Here is a 16,572-nt window from a genome sequence, read left to right on the forward strand (position 1 = left end):
GTGCTTTTTTAATTTTAAGAGTGAAATATTAAACCCAAAACATAATGGTTACTGTTGTACCGTTATGTTCGCTAAAATTAATTTCTATTGAATTCTCTTTTGAATCTTGTAAAAGCGACAAACGCTCTTTGGTAAGTTGAATTCCTTTAGATTCATGAAGTTTATTTTTTTTGGCGACATTTATCCCCATTCCGTTGTCTATGATTTTACATTCTAAAATAGTTTCAGAAATCATTTTAAATGAGATTGTCAATTTAGGATTTTGGCTAGATTCGTTAAAGGCATGAACAAAAACATTCTCAACAAATGGCTGTAATAGCATTGTTGGGATCTCGGTAAAATGAGTATCTATTTCGTCTGAAATTAAGAGCTCAAAAGCAATAGGGTTTTCCAAACGCTTATTTTCAATTTTTATATATGCCTTTAAATACTCGATTTCTTCATCGATCGTGATTTTTTGTTTGGATGAGTTTTCAAGGGTTTTCCGAATCAATTTTGAAAATTCACTTATATAAATCATCGATTCTTCCATTTCTCTATGCGCAATATAAGACTGAATGGTATTCATTGCATTAAATGTAAAATGCGGATTCATCTGGCTTAATAAAGCTTCTAATTTTGTCTCTGCAATACGACGCTGGACAATGATTTTTTCGTTTGATTTCTTTTTAATTCTTAGAAAAACCAATACGATTATAATAAGTAAAATGGTTGCAACCAAAGAAATAAACCACCAGCTTAACCAAAACGGTGGCTGAATATAAAGCTGTAAAATGGTAAAAACTTTCGATTTTCCTGCGTTCATATCAAAAACTTCAATCATTACATTGTAGTTTCCAGTAGGCAAATAAGGAAGAAATAAATTGGTCTTTTCGCTGTACGGACTCCAACGATTGTTACTATTTAAACGATATCTGAATTTCAGTTTGTTTGGGAATGAATGTCCTTTAGGAATAAAATCTATGGAAAAAGAATTGTACTTATAGTCAGAAATCAGTTGTTTTGAATTGTATCTAAACCATTTGTATTCTGATGATTTTAAAGGAACGTTATTGATGGCAATCTTACTAATTCCGATCTCAGAAACAGTCAATTGTGTTGCCGTCAAACGATTTAAATCTATGGTGTAATAGCCTTTTTTGGTTCCGAGCCATAAACTGTTTTCAAAAATTTGCGAGGTTGTAATTTTAGAATCTTGAAGACCTTGCTCTTTATCAATAAGTCTTATAACACCGTTTTTATAAATGTTTATGCCTTTTTCTGTTCCAATCAAGATATAGTCTTTGTAAGCTTCAAGAAATAGAATGGTGTTTCCGATAATTTCTTTTTTCGAAATGGTATTCAGTATTTTAAACGATTTTGAATCGTCAATTACAAAAACATCTCCAAATTCAGCCGCTAAAATAAGTTGGCCTTTATTGTTTTTTGTAATGTGTTTGAACTTTTTTTCTTTCCAGATTCCATCAGTTAAATACGATTTGAATTGATCTTTTTCATGTACAAACAAACCATTAAAAACAGATATAAGGTAGGTTTTCCCCTTATTATTTAAAATTTTTACAATGTCTAAAGGTGTGTGTTTATCAAATTCCGAAAAATGTTTGGCTTTTAAATTTGGCAAATCATCATATACGCGTACGCCTCCGTAAGGAATCGTTTCTATAAATTTATGATCATTTGTAAAACCAATTTTATAAGTATGAATCGGACTGTAGCTTATTATTTTGCCTTCAAAATTAAGTTCAAAAATTCCAATATTACTTGTAACCCATAAAGAATTCTGATGTTTTAAAAGTTCATAAAACTCAATTTTGTTTTCAGGAATATTATAATCCAATTCATAATATCCATCGGCATGTGTGGGAAGTTTTAATTTTGTTTTTTTTATGAAATCAGTTTCATATTTTTTGAAATCGGATAATGAAATGTTTTTTAAAGCATTATTTTCATTGTTTAAAAATGTAATTCCATTTTGATGCAATATTATTTTTTGAGTTTTAATAGCTTCAAAATCAATAATGGTTTTATCATTGAAATTATAGTAATTGATTATTTGATCTAATTGAACTTCATAAATTCCATTGTCTTTTGAACCTACGTAAAGAATGTTTTTTTTGCCATTATATACAACATTCAGCAAATTCTTCGAAGTGATTCCGTATGATTCTGAAATGTCGATCATTTTATCATCAGAAATAGAATAAAGCCCGCCGCTTAAATCAAAAACACCCCAAGCTGCGGCATACAGAGTATTTTGGCTATCTTTTGCAAAGTCCCAAACAATAGAATTTCCAATTGGTTTTAATTTCTTTTTATTTGAAATTAAATCTTCAACTTTAAAGCGATCAATAAAACCTTTATTTCCAGAATAAATAATATAATCGTAAAAGCCTAAACCGTAAAGAAATTTATGTCTAAAAACTTCCTGAATTATTGGAGCTTTGTTTTCATAAATTATTTTAAATAAGCCTTCATTTATAGTCGAAAAATAAACTTCATTCTCAAAAACAAAAAAATCTGAAACCAAAAAAACACCAAACTGTGGTAAAATGCCTTTTGGAACTAGAACTTTATTGGTTTTAATATCAATTATTGCAGGACCTAATTCTGTACCAACATACATTTTGTTTTTGAATGGTAATAGTTTTCGAACCCTTTCATTTGGCAATTTTTGTTTTTTAGTAAAGACAGTAAACTCCCTGCCATCAAATTTAGTTACGCCACCGCTGTAGCTTGCAAACCAGATATTTCCGTCAGCATCTTCAGAAATGTCCCAACAGCTATTATGGCCTAATCCGGTGCTTTCATCCAGATTGGTAAACATGCCGTTTTCCATTCTAGAGACACCATTTTCTGTTCCAATCCATAAAACATTTTTAGAATCTAAAAACAAGGCACGAACAGCATTATTGGGTAGACCTTCAGTTGTTGTATAATTTTTTGACGGAAAATATTGTCCAAAGAAAAATATTGGAAAGAAAAAAAGAAATGAACAAAATCTAAGCTTATTTTGTGATGGCATCTATAAGCTTGTTTTTTGTAAATTTTTTGTCTGAAACCTGAATTTCATGACCAGAAGTCATTTGTAGTTTAAATTCTTCCGATTTAAATTTTTTGACATATGCGAGCATTAATCAAATAACTTCTGTGAACTTTTAAGAAGTTTTTTTCTGATTCTAATAATTCGCAGATTTCTTTAAGGGACTTTGTAGCGCAATATTTATGATCTTTAGTATAAATGTCGGTATAAGGACCTTCTGACTTGCAAAACAAAATTTCGTTAAGTTGAATGACGTCGAAGCCTGTTTTTGATGCAAGGGCAATTCGTTGTTTTCCTGAAGATTGGTTTTCTCTATTTTCCTTTAATAGTTGATATCTATCTAAACTATCTTTTTTTTCTAAAGCTAAATCTAGTTTACTAATGGCAGTTTTAAAATCTGGTATATGAATTGGTTTTATTAAATAGTCTAAAGCACTATTTTTAATGGCTTGCAATGCATGCTCTTTATATGCCGTTGTAAAAATAATTTCAAATGGAATTGTGTCAAAGTAAGAAAGCAAATCAAAGCCGTTTTCACCAGGCATTTGAATATCAAGAAAAACAAGATCTGGAGATTTTTTTTTAATTGATTCTAAAGCTGAGGGAACAGAACTGCATTGTTCGACTATTTCGATTTTGTCATCATAAATTTGCTTACAGAGTGTCTCTATAAGATTTCTTGCAGACAATTCATCATCAACAATAATAGCTTTAATTTTCATCTTTGGTGTGGCGTTTAAAAATAATTCTACTCTTGGGCTTTTATTTGGTGCAACTCAAATATCCTGAGAAATATATTATTTGTACTAATATGAATTGAAAAATCAAATATAATATATTCTGTATGAATATATCTATGATCTTTAATGCGTCCAAAAGAAAATTATTCAATCGTCATAGAACGAAGTTTTGTTCTATATGCTTCAAGCGCTATTGATTTAGAAATAAAACCATAATATTTTCCATCTCTTAAAACAGGCAGAAAAGCTGATTTTGAAGTTTCGAACTTCTTCATAACAATTTCCATACTATCCAGAGTTGAAATTGTTGCCAATGGCGCTTTCATAACATCTCTAATATGGGTGTATTTAACACGATAGGCATTGAAGATAATTTCGCGAATGTCATTAAAGTGTACAACTCCAATTAAATCTTTGTCATGGTTGACAACGGCAAAAACAACTTGGTTGGAGTGTGAAATCAAATCGACTAATTTGCTTAAGTTTTCATCTGGATGAACGGTAAGATAATCGCACTGAATAATAGTGTCAATTTCTAAAGTAGAAAGAATATTAGAATCTTTATTGCTGGTAAAGGCATGTCCTTTTTTTGCTAAACCTTTTACGTCAAGCGAATACTTTTCGTAACGTTTAGAAATGGCAAAACTGATTGAAGAAACAATCATTAGAGGAATCATTAATCCGTAACCTCCTGTGATTTCTGCAATTAAGAAAATAGCCGTAAGCGGAGCATGAAATAAGCCACTCAAAATTCCAGCCATTCCAACCATTGTAAAGTTGCTGATAGGAAGTTTAGATAAGCCAATCAGTGTAACCAATTTAGAAAAGAAATAGCCTAAATAAGATCCTAAAAATAGAGAAGGGGCAAAGTTTCCACCATTTCCACCGCTGCCAATGGTTAATCCAGAAGCAAAAACTTTAACCATTGCTGTTGCGCCAACAAACAAAAGCAGAACCCATTGATTATTTCTAAAATCGGCAAACAAAGTATTATCTAATAAAAGGCCAGGATCTGCATCAGATAATGTTTTAATGCTTTCGTATCCTTCACCAAATAGTGTCGGAAAAATAAAAATTAACAACGCCAATAGCGATGAACCGATTAGAGCTTTTTTGTATGGATTAATTTGCTGTTTGGCAAAATAATGTTCTACTTTTTGGAAATTTCTCGAGTAATAAATAGCGACTAATCCTGTAATAACTCCTAAAATAACGTAAAATGGGATATTGTGATAATCGAACGTTTCTTGTTTTTTGAAGCTCAATAAAATGCTTTCATCTAAAACAATCGCAGAAACCAAAGCACCTGTAGCAGCAGAAATCATAATAGGAGTGAAGGCAGAAATACTAACATCTACCAATAAGACTTCAATCGCAAAAAGCACCCCAGCAATTGGCGCATTAAATGCGGCAGCAATTCCGGCCGCAACGCCACAGCCAATTAATAAAGTTCTGTCTTTGTATTGTAGCTTATAGTTTTGAGCAAAATTAGAACCAAAAGCGGCTCCTGTTATCACAATCGGACTCTCTAAACCAGCAGAACCACCTAAACCAACCGTTAACGAACTGGTAATAATCTGGGCATACATTTGCTTTTTCGGGATAATACTTGCTTTTTTTGCAACGGCATAAAGTATTTGTGAAGTTCCTTTTTGAATAGTTCCGTTAAGGACTTTTTTTACTACAAAAACCGTCAGTAATATACCAATAATAGGTAAAATACTGTTAATGAAACTCAATTTTAAAATTCCGTTAATGTATGTAGCGAAAGAAAAAACACTGTGTGCGAATGTTTTAAGGACAATTACTGCAAACGCACACGATATTCCTGTTAAAACACTAGATAAAAAAAGGAATTGTTTTGGTGTCATTAATGATTGAGCCAAAGCAATTATACTTTCAAGTCGTCTGAAATATTTTTTTATCATTCTGTTTTAAAATTATCGATCTTACAAAATTAGATTATAATCTTGTTTAAAAAAATATAAAATCAAGAAAGAATTAAAAACCAGAGGCTGCATCATCTCCTCTAAAATCTGCTCCACCTTCTAATCTATTGTCTGGCAAAATCAAAATAGCATCAACTTTTCCAATAATTGGAGTTGGTTTTTCGTTTATAATGTAATGCTTAGCTTTTAGAGTGTCTATAGTTTTAGTTTCAAAAGTATTTGGTTCAAAAGTAATTAAATCTGGCAACCATTGATGATGAAAACGTGGAGCATTAACTGCTTCTTGCATGCTTAATTTGTATTCGTAAACGTTTAAAATAGTCTGTAAAACAGAAGTAATAATTGTCGATCCTCCTGGAGTTCCTACTACCATAAAAAGTTTTCCGTCTTTCTCTACAATTGTTGGCGTCATAGAACTTAACATACGTTTTTGTGGTGCAATGCTGTTCGCTTCATTTCCAACTAAACCAAACATATTTGGAGATCCAGGTTTAGCGCTGAAATCATCCATTTCATTATTCAAAAAGAAACCTAAATCGTCGCAATAGTATTTAGAACCATAACCATCATTTAAAGTTGTTGTAGTGGCAATTGCGTTTCCAAATTGGTCTACTATTGAATAATGTGTGGTTTCTGTACTTTCAGCATAATTAACTTTGCCTTCTTTTATTTCAGTAGATAAGGTCGCCTTTTCCGGATTAAAACTTGCCATTCTTTCGCGCAGATAGTTTTCATCCAATAATTCTTTCAACGGAATTTTTACAAAGTCGGGATCACCCAAAAAGTAGCTTCTGTCTGCATATGCTCTTCTTTCTGCTTCAACAATAACCTGAATTGCAGCTGGGGAATTGTGCCCCATTTTGGCTAAATCATAAGGTTCAAGCATTTTTAAAATTTGAGCCAAACAAATTCCACCACTACTTGGCGGAGCCATCGAAGTTATTTTTAAATCCTTGTAAGTAAACTGAAGTGGCTTTCTCCATATAGCTTCATACTTTGCCAAATCAGCCATAGTAATAATCCCGCCTTTTTCTTTAAGGTAATTGACTAGGATTTTTGCCGTTTCGCCTTTATAAAATTCATTTCTTCCTTTTTTCTGAATCCTTTTTAAAGTCTTTGCTAGTGCTGGATATTTTATAGTATCATTTTCTTTGTAAGTTTTTGATGCGGGAGAATCTTCTCCATTTATTTTTACAATGCTTTCATGATAATCTTTTAAACTTTTTTCTTGTTTTTTGGTAACGATAACCCCTCTTTCAGCTAAAGCAATTACAGGTTCTAGGATTTTAGAAATTGGCATGGTGCCATATTTTTTATGAACTGCAAAAACTCCCGCAATAGTTCCAGGTACACCAATTGCAAGCGCAGTTTGTGTGCTTTTTCCTTTTATTACATTTCCTTCACTATCTAAAAACATGTCTTTTGTGGCTGCCAACGGAGCTTTTTCTCGATAATCTAAAGAACCAACTTCGCCATTTGCTTTTCGGTAAACCATAAATCCGCCGCCTCCAATGTTTCCTGCAAAAGGAAAAGCAACTGCAAGAGCTAATTCAGTTCCTACCATGGCATCAAAAGCATTTCCGCCTCTTTTCATAATGTCAGCGCCAATTTTTGAAGCTTCTTCGCGAGCAGAAACTACCATTGCTTTTGTAACAACTAATCCGGTTGGTTTTGAAACGGCATCTTGCGCATTGATGCTATTTAGGTATAAAAGTGCTATTAAAAGTGTAATTTTTTTCATGTGTAATAAGGTTAAAATGAGTTAGAGTGTAAGCAGTTTTTGTTTTGCTTGTGCTCTCATTTCTTCAAAAAAAGAGTGAATTCTTTTTCAAATTCGTCGTAAAATTCAGTGAGCTCTTCAACAGCAAACTGCATTTGAGAAATGTTTTTAGATCTTCTGTCCATTTGAGTTAAAATATGCTGAATTCCTTCAGTTGTACGATAACTTACAAGCCAGTTTCTTTCAATCATATAAGGCATTAAACCTTGTGTCCTTTCGGTTAAGATTTCGTAATTATCGTGTAAGGAGTGATAAAATCGCTTTACGAAAAGTTCTAACTTTTCATCCGAATATTTTTCCCAGTTTTTGGCTAGAAAATGATCGTAAACAATATCTACAATTACGCCGGCATAATGATGATATCTGTCATGCAGACGTTTGGTGCTAGTTCTAAAAATATCGTGAGAATCGGTATAAGTATCTATGAATCGATGCAGTAAAATTCCTTTTTGTACATCTTCAGGAAAATGCTCAAACTGTTTTCCGCGAATTCCGTCAGCCATAAAATTCCCAATTTTAATCAGATCATTTTCTCCAGAAAGGTATATGTGGGCTAAGAAATTCATTTTTTTATAAGTTTCTAAGAATCGAAGTTTCTAAGATTCTGAGTTATTTTAGTAAATGTATAAAAACTTTTTTAAATCATTTTGTTATAAAAATAGCGAGATATAAGTAGTTTCTTATAGGTTAAATTTAAAATCTTAGAAACTTAGCGCCTTAGTAACTCGGTAACTTTTTTATATTTGTAAAAAAATAACCCTAACTCACAAAAATGACTTTAATAAAATCTATTTCTGGAATCCGTGGAACGATCGGAGGAAAAGTGGGAGATAATCTAACTCCTGTTGATGCAGTGAAATTTGCGTCGGCGTACGGAACTTTCTTAAAAAATAATATTGCTAAAGATAAATTGACTGTTGTAATTGGCCGTGATGCTAGAATTTCTGGACCGATGATTCATAATTTAGTAGTGAATACTTTAATTGGTCTTGGGATCGATGTTATCGATCTTGGGCTTTCTACAACTCCAACTGTTGAAGTGGCTGTTCCGTTAGAAAAAGCAGATGGCGGAATTATTTTAACAGCATCTCACAATCCAAAACAATGGAATGCTTTAAAATTATTAAATGCAAAAGGAGAATTTTTAAGCGGTGCCGACGGAGCAAAAATTCTTGAAATTGCAGAAGCAGAAGCTTTCGATTTTTCTGATGTTGATAGTTTAGGTGAAGTGATTTCAAATGACGCTTATATGGATATTCATATCGATGAAGTTTTAAACTTGCCATTGGTTGATATAGAAGCGGTTAAAGAAGCTAAATTTAAAGTGGTTGTTGATGGTGTAAATTCATCTGGAGGAATTATTATTCCTAAACTGCTAAAATTAATGGGAGTTGAAGTGGTTGAATTGTATTGCGAACCAAACGGACATTTTCCTCATAACCCTGAGCCATTAAAAGAACATTTAACTGATATTTCTGAGCTTGTTGTAAAAGAAAAAGCTGATTTTGGTATTGTAGTAGATCCAGATGTTGACCGTTTGGCTTTTATTAGCGAAGACGGAGAAATGTTTGGCGAAGAATATACTTTGGTAGCTTGCGCAGATTACGTTTTGAGTAAAACTCCAGGAAATACCGTTTCTAATATGTCATCTTCTCGTGCTTTAAGAGATGTTACGAAAGCACACGGCGGAAGTTATGAAGCAAGTGCAGTAGGAGAGGTGAATGTGGTAGAATTAATGAAGAAAAACAACGCTATTATTGGTGGTGAAGGAAACGGTGGAATTATCTATCCAGAATTGCACTATGGAAGAGACAGTCTAGTAGGAGTTGCTTTGTTTTTGACGCATTTAGCAAACAAAAAAATGCCAGTTTCTGCTTTGAGAGCTTCTTATCCAGAGTATTACATGAGTAAAAATAAGATTGAATTGACACCTCAAATTGATGTTGATGCAATTTTAACTCAAATGACAGAGAAATATAAAAACGAAGATATCTCGACAATTGATGGTGTAAAAATTGATTTTGCAACAGAATGGGTTCATTTAAGAAAATCAAACACAGAGCCAATTATTCGTATTTATACTGAAGCGCCTTCTCAAGATGCAGCAGATAAATTAGCACTAAGAATTATTGATGAAATCAAAATGATCGCTGGAATCTAAGATTTCAGTTTTTAAATAGAAAAAAGCCTCTTTAGAAATTTCTAAAGAGGCTTTTTATATTTAGATTATTCAATACGGTGTTTCCATCTTTTGTGTGTCCACAAATAAAATTCTGGAGCTTCTAGAATTTGTTTTTCTACTTCTCTTAAATACATTTCTGTGATGTCAAAATTTTCAAATTCTTTCGGATCATCAGCAAGAGAAAGAAAAGTCGCTTCGTAAAATCCTCTTTTTACTTTTTTTACTTTCACCATTATGACAGCTAAATCGTATTTTTTTGCTAGCATTTCTGCTCCTGTATGAACTGGAACTTCAATTCCCATAAATTTCATCGAGTGAAAAATTCGATCCAGTTTTGGAGATTGATCGCTTGCTAAACCATACAAACTTAAAACTCCATCGCGCTGATGTTGCGCCATTGTTGGAATTGCTTTTCTGGTTTCGATCATTTCTGTATTGTATTTAGAACGGATTTTTCGAACCAATTTATCAAAATAAGGATTGGCTAATCTTTTGTAAACAGCAACACCCTGAAATCCAAGTTTTGGATTAATAGTCAAAAGCCATTCGTAACTAGCATAATGAGAAGCTACAAGAATTACGCTTTTTCCTTTTTTAGCATAATCGCGAACCAAATCAATATTGGTTACCTGAAATCTCCTTTCCATTTCTTCAGGAGACATGCTCATGGTTTTAATCATTTCTAAAAACATATCACACATATGCTTGTAGAATTTCTTTTCTATATCTTTTCTTTCAGCATCACTTAAATGAGGTAAAGTAAGCGCAAGATTTTCGCGAACCACTTTTTTACGATAGCCAATTACTCTGTATACCAGAAGGTAAACAAAATCTGAGAATAGATAAAATATAGGAAACGGAAGTATGGAGATAAGCCAAAGTAATGGATAGGCTAAAATATAAACAAGAAACTGCATCTAAATTTTTTTACAAAGATAAATTAAAAATGATTATCGATTGATATTTTGCTTTCTTGCTAACTTATCTTTAAGAATGATTATATTTACAATTCACAATAATTAGTACTTATGAATTTTATTTTAATAGCGATTATCGTTGCGAACGTTGTTATTAGTTACAAAGGTTTTAATGATCTTTATTTTTTTAGAAAATACGAATTTCATGTAGGAAGCATTCGTTCTGGAGAGCAAATCAGAATGTTATCTTCAGGATTTTTGCATGTAGATATGATGCATTTAATTTTTAATATGCTGACTTTGTATTTTTTTGCTCCTGTAGTTTTAAACTGGCTTGGCAATTTTTCTTTTGTCTTGGTGTATTTTGGAAGTTTAATCTTCGGAAGTCTTCTTACCATGTTATTGCATAAAAACGATTATAGTTATCGAGCTGTTGGAGCTTCTGGCGCGGTGACTGGAGTTTTGTATTCAGCAATATTGTTGCGACCAGATATGATGCTTGGAATATTTTTTGTCATTCCTATGCCAGCTTATATTTTTGGAATTTTGTATTTATTGTACTCAATTTATGGAATGAAAGCCAAAAATGATAATATTGGGCATACAGCACACTTTGGAGGTGCTATAGGCGGATATTTGATAACTTTAATTAAAATGCCATCACTATTTACAGACCACACAATGATGGTTATACTTCTTGCGATTCCAATTTTAATACTTTTTGGAATGGCAAAATTGGGAAAATTGTAATGGTGGCATAACTTTTGAAATGTCTTTTTTAAATATTAAAATTTAACAAAAATGAAAAAACTAGTATTATTTTTAACAATCATGTTTATGACTATGTCTTACGGCCAAGAAATCAAACAAGTACCTCTAATTAATGTTAATGGAGAAGGAAAAGTAAAAGTAGCACCTGATCAAGTTTGTATTTCAGCTTCTGTTGAAACAAAAGGGAATAATGCTAAAGACGTTAAAAAACAAAACGACGAAAAGATGGACGCTGTTTTAAAATTCATCAAAAAAATGAATATTCCAACAGCAGATTTCAAAACAAAACAAGTAGCTCTTAATCCGCAGTACGATTATGAGAAAAAGAAAACTTCTTACAATGCTGTACAAACTGTAGAAATTGTAGTGAAAGATTTAGCTAAATACGACGAGTTAATGGAAGGTTTGGTTCAGCAAGGAATCAATAGAATTGACAGAGTTTCTTTCGAATCATCTAAATTAACGCAATATGAGTCTGAAGCTAGAAAATTAGCTATGAAAGATGCTAAAACTAAAGCAGAAGAGTATGTGTCTGTTTTAGGGCAAAAAGTGGGTAAAGCTTTTACAATTTCTGATAATTCTCAAGTTTACCGTCCACAACCAGTGTACGCCGCTATGAGAATGAAAGAAGCAGATTCAATGGGAGCTTCAAATGAAACTTTAGCAATTGGCGAAATCGAAATTACAGCAAATGTTAGCGTAAGTTTTGTATTAGACTAAATTTTTCTAAAATTCCAATATTAAAAAATCCAAATTCCAATTAAAACTGGAGTTTGGATTTTTTTGTTTTATTTTTTTCTAAAGAATTCACACAAAGCTTACTTTCCTAATGAGAATTATAATTTGGAATTTTGAGATGGCAATTTCATAATCTAAAGAACTTTTATTGGAAGAGTAAATTTGAATGTACTTCCTTTACCAAGTTCACTTTCTACCCAAATTTTTCCTTGATGTATATTTACAAATTCTTTACAGAGTAACAATCCGAGTCCGCTTCCTAGTTCATTTTCTGTTCCTTTTTGCAGTACTTTTCCATTGATTTTAAAAAGCTTTTCTTTTATACTGTCAGGAACTCCAATTCCATTATCCGTAATCGAAATTTCTACTTTTTGATTTGTCTTGATAAGCTTCACTTTTATCTCGCCGTTTTTGTCAGTAAATTTAATCGCATTGCTAAGTAAATTTCTCAAAATAGTGCTAATCATATTTTTATCAAATTCTGCCTCAACAAGATAAGCCGATTCAAATGTAATATTGATGTTTTTATTTAAAGCGACATTTCTGCTCAGTTCAATATTTTCCTCAATTAAAGCGTTTAGCGACGATGTTTTTAGGATGAAAAGTAATCATTCCGGTTTGAACCTTAGACCATTCTAATAGATTTTCAAGTAGCTTATAGATGTTTTTATTTGAGTCGTGCAATAGTTCTGATATTTCTTTAATTTCTTCTCGGCTGTACTGATCGATATTTTCAAGTAAAATTTCAGAGAGAGAAACAGAAGAACCCAATGGCCCTCTTAAATCATGAGAGATTATAGAGAAGAATTGGTTCTTGTCATTTAAAAGCTTTTTAATTTTATGATCTTGTTTTTCTTTCACCAAAAGCAAAAAGCCAACAATTCCAATTAAAGACAATAGAAATAAACAGATGCTGTATAAACTATCAAAAGTATCGTTAGAAATAATAAGATTTTGAGGGTACAAATATCGGTGAACGGTTCGTACTGCAATTAGAATTTCAAAACCCATATAACACAAGACATAAAAAGTCTTAAAAAAGCTTTTTTCTTTTTCTGTAAAATAAGTTATTGTAGGCAATAAATAAATGGCAAAGACTCCAATACCGCCAATAATGACGCGAGTATTCATTGTTGCATCAAAAAGTGTCGAAATATTAAATAGCAAAATGGTTGCCGTGGTAATGGCTATCTGAAAACGATAATGTTTTTTTGCATGTGTTTTAATAAGAGACAGCATAGCCAACGTTTCAAAGCAACAAGCGCCTAAAATCATAGAATTGGCAATGTTAATAGAAGCAAAATCAGGGATAATATTTCGTAAAAGAGCCAATACCCATGCAAGAGTAAGTATTAATTTCCCTAAGCCGAACCACTTTAAAGTTTTTCTATTATCGCTAGTGGCATACGAAAATGAAAAACTAAAAATAAGGACGCAAGTAAATAAATTGCCCCAGAAGTAAAGTAGAAATATTGTTTTTGGATCTACTGGTAAGAGTTCAAACATTGTAGGGATTTTGCTTTTTGTAAATCGATTTTACAAAGATACAAATAAAGTAAACATTCAGACCTGAGTTGGCGCTTCATGAGCCGTGTTCTTGCATATTTAACAATTAGTTTTCTTTAGAATCTTTACTGTTTTTTTAAATTTACATATAGTTAAATTATTAAAAAGGAAAACAAATTAAAAGAAAGAATTAAATTACATATTGAATGATTTCTTAGCTTTGTAATAAGTACCACAAAAAACACTTTGTTATGCCATTAATTGAACAATCAGAATATAATTCTCCTTCTATTCTTAATCGAAACAGGCATATATCTACTATTTATGCTTGCACTGATAAAAAAGTTTGAAGTTCCTGAATATACAAGAGAGAAACAGGAATTAAACGACGGAGATTTTATCAATATTGATTATATTATTGATAACCCTAAAAAAGCAGTTATTTTATGTCATGGTTTAGAGGGTGACTCACGCAGGACATATAATAATAGTTGTGCAACTTATTTTAAGCAGAAAGGTTTTTCTGTTTTTGCTTGGAACAATCGTACTTGTGGCGGAGAAATGAATCGTCTTCCGAGATTGTATCATCACGGTGCAGTTGATGATCTTGACGAAGTAGTTCAGTTTGTTTTAAGAAAAGGATTTGAAGATATTTATTTAATCGGATATTCGATGGGAGGTGTTCAATTGCTTAATTATTTAGGTTGGACAAAAATCGACGAACGCATAAAAGCGGCAGTTTCTATTTCGGTTCCAACACATATCGCGACCAGTGCAGAAGTTCTTAAGCAAGGCTTTAATAGAGTTTATCTAAAGAATTTTACGATTGATATTAAAAAGAAACTAAAATACAAAGCGACTCAATTTCCTGATTTTATCAACCGCGATCAAATAGATAAAATTACTTCTTTTGATGAAGTAGATCAATATTTTACTGCGCCATTACATGGTTTTGCAAGTAAAGACGATTATTATCATCGTGTTTCTCCAGAGTTTTCACTAAAAGATATTACGACACCAGTTTTAATTATTAATTCGCTCGACGATCCTTTTCTGGGAGAAAGATGTTATCCGAGATCTATTGCTAAGGATAGTGCTTATGTTTATCTAGAAACTCCAAAATATGGCGGACATTGTGCTTTTCCGCTTCGAGATTCTACGTATTCTTATGCAGAGAAAAGGGCTTTTGAGTTTTTTGAGTCCTGCAAACAATGCTAAAAAAAAATCGTATTTGTAACACATCATTCATCGCCAGAATTCTCAATCTCTGAAGGTGCTTTTTTTCTAATACTGGTACTTAGATAAAAAAACAATCTTATCGTATGATTCATATCGTATTGATATCCAGAGTATTTTTGTTGATATACATTCATGTAGCCAAAATCATAACTCCATTTTGGATTGATATTTTTTTTAATCCCAACAAAAAAACGATTTTGGTCAAATGTGTTGTAAATAACTTCCTCTCCAAAATGCAGAGCAAAATCTCATCAGAAAGAACCATTTGTGGCCATGATTTTTTATCGGAAATTCGGAAAGTAAAACTCATCAGATAGCGAATTCTGTTGGTAAATCGCCAATCTCCACTAGGTTTATCATTAACTATTTTTTCCTGCCAGCGCTGTTCATTCCGTAAGCGCCGCAGAATGCTTATATTTCCAAATTTTGTGTTTAACTGCGCTTGCTGGTAAATTCTGTTTTCATCTGCGAAAGTACTCCAGTCTGGATTTGACGGTGCAAGCCACATATGCGCATATCCTAAATTTAAAGAAATATTTGAATTTGGAATATAACTGATACCTCCTCTTATAAAATAAAAACTCGGATCGGCAACAAAATCATTTCGCCTGATATGAAAATCGCCAATCAAACCCCAATGGTCTGCAAATTTGGTAACCGTATTTATAGAAACCCAAGTCTGAAGCTGTTGGTTAATTTCTTTTTTCTGAGTTTGCCCTAACGCACATAGAGGAAGCAGTGAAATTAGGACTCTGATAAAATTGTTTTTCATAGAGAATACGATAGAAATAAGTTAAAAAGTAAATTTCTTCTAAATCGGTCTAAGGCAATTATGGAAACAATTATAAAGAGTAAAGGTATTCTTTTTTGATGAGAACTTGAATTGTAATTTTAATATTTAAATTGTTTTATGTCAGATAATTAGACGGTATTTTTGTGTTTCATTTTTAATCGACAACAGGTGCATTAATTTTATTTTTTAGACGTTAATCAAAATATTTAATCATTTGATTAAAAAAAGTGTTTAACATATTTAAAAATAATTTACATTTGCATATAAATCATTAAAAATGAATGCTTCAGTAAAAGATTCTACGACCGAAGAAAAAATTAAAATAGCGGCAAAAACTGTTTTTTATAAAAGGGTTTTGCGGCTACAAGAACAAGAGATATTGCTGAAGAAGCAGGCTTGAATCTTGCTTTGCTGAACTATTATTTTAGAAGCAAGGCTAAACTTTTTGAGATTATAATGGCAGAAACCTTATCAGGTTTTGTAAACAGTATGAAAGTGATTTTGAATGATGAAAAAACTTCTTTAGAAGAAAAAGTAAAAGTTATTGCCGAACGATATATTGATTTTATTACTGCAGAACCAGAAATTCCAACTTTTATTCTCACAGAAGTTCGAAATAACCCAGAGGGACTTTTAAAAAGATTGCCAATCAAAGAAATTGTAAATGAATCTGTTTTTATTAAACAATTTCAAGAAGCTGTTCAAAATAAAAAAATAACAGAACCAAACCCGTTGCATTTTATGATGAATCTTATAGGGTTGGTTGTTTTTCCATTTGTGGCAAAACCGATAGTTATGGGAAGCAGAAATTTGGATAGTGCCCAATTTCACGATTTAATGCAAGAGCGCAAGAAAAAAATCCCGATATGGATTACTATGATGTTTGCAGCGGTCTAATACTAACTAGAGTTAATTTA

The 16,572-nt window shown here is 32.0% G+C and carries 13 protein-coding genes and 2 pseudogenes; 5 read left to right on the forward strand and 10 right to left on the reverse strand.

The genetic code is table 11. The features are described 5' to 3' along the window. Positions 1-28: 28 nt before the first annotated feature. The 5 genes and pseudogenes from P5P87_RS25480 to P5P87_RS25500 all read right to left on the reverse strand — a co-directional run bounded on the left by P5P87_RS25480 (position 29) and on the right by P5P87_RS25500 (position 8,075). Positions 29-3,022: a sensor histidine kinase gene (locus P5P87_RS25480; RefSeq protein WP_278021032.1), complete on the reverse strand. Its 2,994-nt coding sequence runs from the start codon at positions 3,020-3,022 to the stop codon at positions 29-31. A gap of 83 nt (positions 3,023-3,105) precedes the next feature. After that, positions 3,106-3,762, reverse strand: coding sequence for a LytR/AlgR family response regulator transcription factor (locus P5P87_RS25485; protein ID WP_278021033.1), 657 nt, complete (start codon positions 3,760-3,762; stop codon positions 3,106-3,108). Between the two features lie 161 nt (positions 3,763-3,923). Further along, positions 3,924-5,708, reverse strand: a complete 1,785-nt coding sequence (locus P5P87_RS25490) for a chloride channel protein (RefSeq protein WP_198856242.1) — start codon at positions 5,706-5,708, stop codon at positions 3,924-3,926. Positions 5,709-5,781: 73 nt separating this feature from the next. Then, complete coding sequence (ggt, locus tag P5P87_RS25495) at positions 5,782-7,470, reverse strand: gamma-glutamyltransferase (RefSeq protein WP_278021034.1); 1,689 nt, start codon at positions 7,468-7,470, stop codon at positions 5,782-5,784. Positions 7,471-7,491: 21 nt separating this feature from the next. After that, a pseudogene (locus tag P5P87_RS25500) lies at positions 7,492-8,075 on the reverse strand (acyl carrier protein phosphodiesterase). 206 nt (positions 8,076-8,281) lie between these two features. Here P5P87_RS25500 and glmM point away from each other — a divergent pair. Beyond that, positions 8,282-9,670, forward strand: a complete 1,389-nt coding sequence (gene glmM / locus P5P87_RS25505; protein ID WP_278021035.1) for a phosphoglucosamine mutase — start codon at positions 8,282-8,284, stop codon at positions 9,668-9,670. A gap of 65 nt (positions 9,671-9,735) precedes the next feature. Here glmM and P5P87_RS25510 read toward each other — a convergent pair whose 3' ends face one another. Beyond that, positions 9,736-10,608 carry a lysophospholipid acyltransferase family protein gene (locus P5P87_RS25510; protein ID WP_278021036.1) on the reverse strand — a complete coding sequence of 291 codons (873 nt, stop codon included), beginning with the start codon at positions 10,606-10,608 and terminating at the stop codon, positions 9,736-9,738. A 111-nt stretch (positions 10,609-10,719) separates the two neighbouring features. Between P5P87_RS25510 and P5P87_RS25515 the strand changes: the two genes are divergently transcribed. After that, positions 10,720-11,358 carry a rhomboid family intramembrane serine protease gene (locus P5P87_RS25515; protein WP_278021037.1) on the forward strand — a complete coding sequence of 213 codons (639 nt, stop codon included), beginning with the start codon at positions 10,720-10,722 and terminating at the stop codon, positions 11,356-11,358. Positions 11,359-11,409: 51 nt separating this feature from the next. Continuing rightward, positions 11,410-12,099 (forward strand): SIMPL domain-containing protein, encoded by a 690-nt coding sequence (locus P5P87_RS25520; protein WP_198856236.1) that lies wholly within the window; start codon positions 11,410-11,412, stop codon positions 12,097-12,099. 152 nt (positions 12,100-12,251) lie between these two features. Here the strand turns inward: P5P87_RS25520 and P5P87_RS25525 are convergent, their stop codons facing one another. Together P5P87_RS25525 and P5P87_RS25530 are read right to left on the reverse strand one after the other, a co-directional pair. Continuing rightward, positions 12,252-12,584, reverse strand: coding sequence for a sensor histidine kinase (locus P5P87_RS25525; RefSeq protein ID WP_278021038.1), 333 nt, complete (start codon positions 12,582-12,584; stop codon positions 12,252-12,254). A gap of 97 nt (positions 12,585-12,681) precedes the next feature. Further along, complete coding sequence (locus P5P87_RS25530) at positions 12,682-13,623, reverse strand: histidine kinase dimerization/phospho-acceptor domain-containing protein (protein ID WP_278021039.1); 942 nt, start codon at positions 13,621-13,623, stop codon at positions 12,682-12,684. 324 nt (positions 13,624-13,947) lie between these two features. Here P5P87_RS25530 and P5P87_RS25535 point away from each other — a divergent pair, with 324 nt between their 5' ends. Then, positions 13,948-14,841: a YheT family hydrolase gene (locus P5P87_RS25535; protein ID WP_278021040.1), complete on the forward strand. Its 894-nt coding sequence runs from the start codon at positions 13,948-13,950 to the stop codon at positions 14,839-14,841. Between the two features lie 23 nt (positions 14,842-14,864). On the opposite strand, the gene P5P87_RS26255 is transcribed toward P5P87_RS25535, so the two are convergent. After that, complete coding sequence (locus P5P87_RS26255; protein ID WP_422854108.1) at positions 14,865-15,101, reverse strand: DUF2490 domain-containing protein; 237 nt, start codon at positions 15,099-15,101, stop codon at positions 14,865-14,867. Continuing rightward, entirely contained in the window at positions 14,993-15,634 is a 642-nt protein-coding gene (locus P5P87_RS25540) for a DUF2490 domain-containing protein (protein ID WP_278021041.1), read from the reverse strand. The genes P5P87_RS26255 and P5P87_RS25540 overlap by 109 nt, the downstream gene beginning before the upstream one ends. 298 nt (positions 15,635-15,932) lie before the next feature. On the opposite strand from P5P87_RS25540, the pseudogene P5P87_RS25545 reads away from it, so the two are divergent. Further along, positions 15,933-16,552: pseudogene (locus P5P87_RS25545) on the forward strand (TetR/AcrR family transcriptional regulator). The last annotated feature ends 20 nt before the right edge of the window (positions 16,553-16,572 follow it).

Origin of the sequence: Flavobacterium ginsengisoli, assembly GCF_029625315.1 — a bacterium.
GTDB classification, from domain to species: domain Bacteria; phylum Bacteroidota; class Bacteroidia; order Flavobacteriales; family Flavobacteriaceae; genus Flavobacterium; species Flavobacterium ginsengisoli.

Excerpts from the sequence above, each read along its gene's own strand:
- P5P87_RS25485 (WP_278021033.1), bottom strand. The coding sequence starts at position 3,762 with ATGAAAATTAAAGCTATTATTGTTGATGATGAATTGTCTGCAAGAAAT.
- ggt (WP_278021034.1), bottom strand. The coding sequence starts at position 7,470 with ATGAAAAAAATTACACTTTTAATAGCACTTTTATACCTAAATAGCATC.
- P5P87_RS25520 (WP_198856236.1), top strand. The coding sequence starts at position 11,410 with ATGAAAAAACTAGTATTATTTTTAACAATCATGTTTATGACTATGTCT.
- P5P87_RS25525 (WP_278021038.1), bottom strand. The coding sequence starts at position 12,584 with ATGATTAGCACTATTTTGAGAAATTTACTTAGCAATGCGATTAAATTT.
- P5P87_RS25530 (WP_278021039.1), bottom strand. The coding sequence starts at position 13,623 with ATGTTTGAACTCTTACCAGTAGATCCAAAAACAATATTTCTACTTTAC.
- glmM (WP_278021035.1), top strand. The coding sequence starts at position 8,282 with ATGACTTTAATAAAATCTATTTCTGGAATCCGTGGAACGATCGGAGGA.
- P5P87_RS25535 (WP_278021040.1), top strand. The coding sequence starts at position 13,948 with ATGCTTGCACTGATAAAAAAGTTTGAAGTTCCTGAATATACAAGAGAG.
- P5P87_RS25490 (WP_198856242.1), bottom strand. The coding sequence starts at position 5,708 with ATGATAAAAAAATATTTCAGACGACTTGAAAGTATAATTGCTTTGGCT.
- P5P87_RS25480 (WP_278021032.1), bottom strand. The coding sequence starts at position 3,022 with ATGCCATCACAAAATAAGCTTAGATTTTGTTCATTTCTTTTTTTCTTT.
- P5P87_RS25540 (WP_278021041.1), bottom strand. The coding sequence starts at position 15,634 with ATGAAAAACAATTTTATCAGAGTCCTAATTTCACTGCTTCCTCTATGT.
- P5P87_RS25510 (WP_278021036.1), bottom strand. The coding sequence starts at position 10,608 with ATGCAGTTTCTTGTTTATATTTTAGCCTATCCATTACTTTGGCTTATC.
- P5P87_RS25515 (WP_278021037.1), top strand. The coding sequence starts at position 10,720 with ATGAATTTTATTTTAATAGCGATTATCGTTGCGAACGTTGTTATTAGT.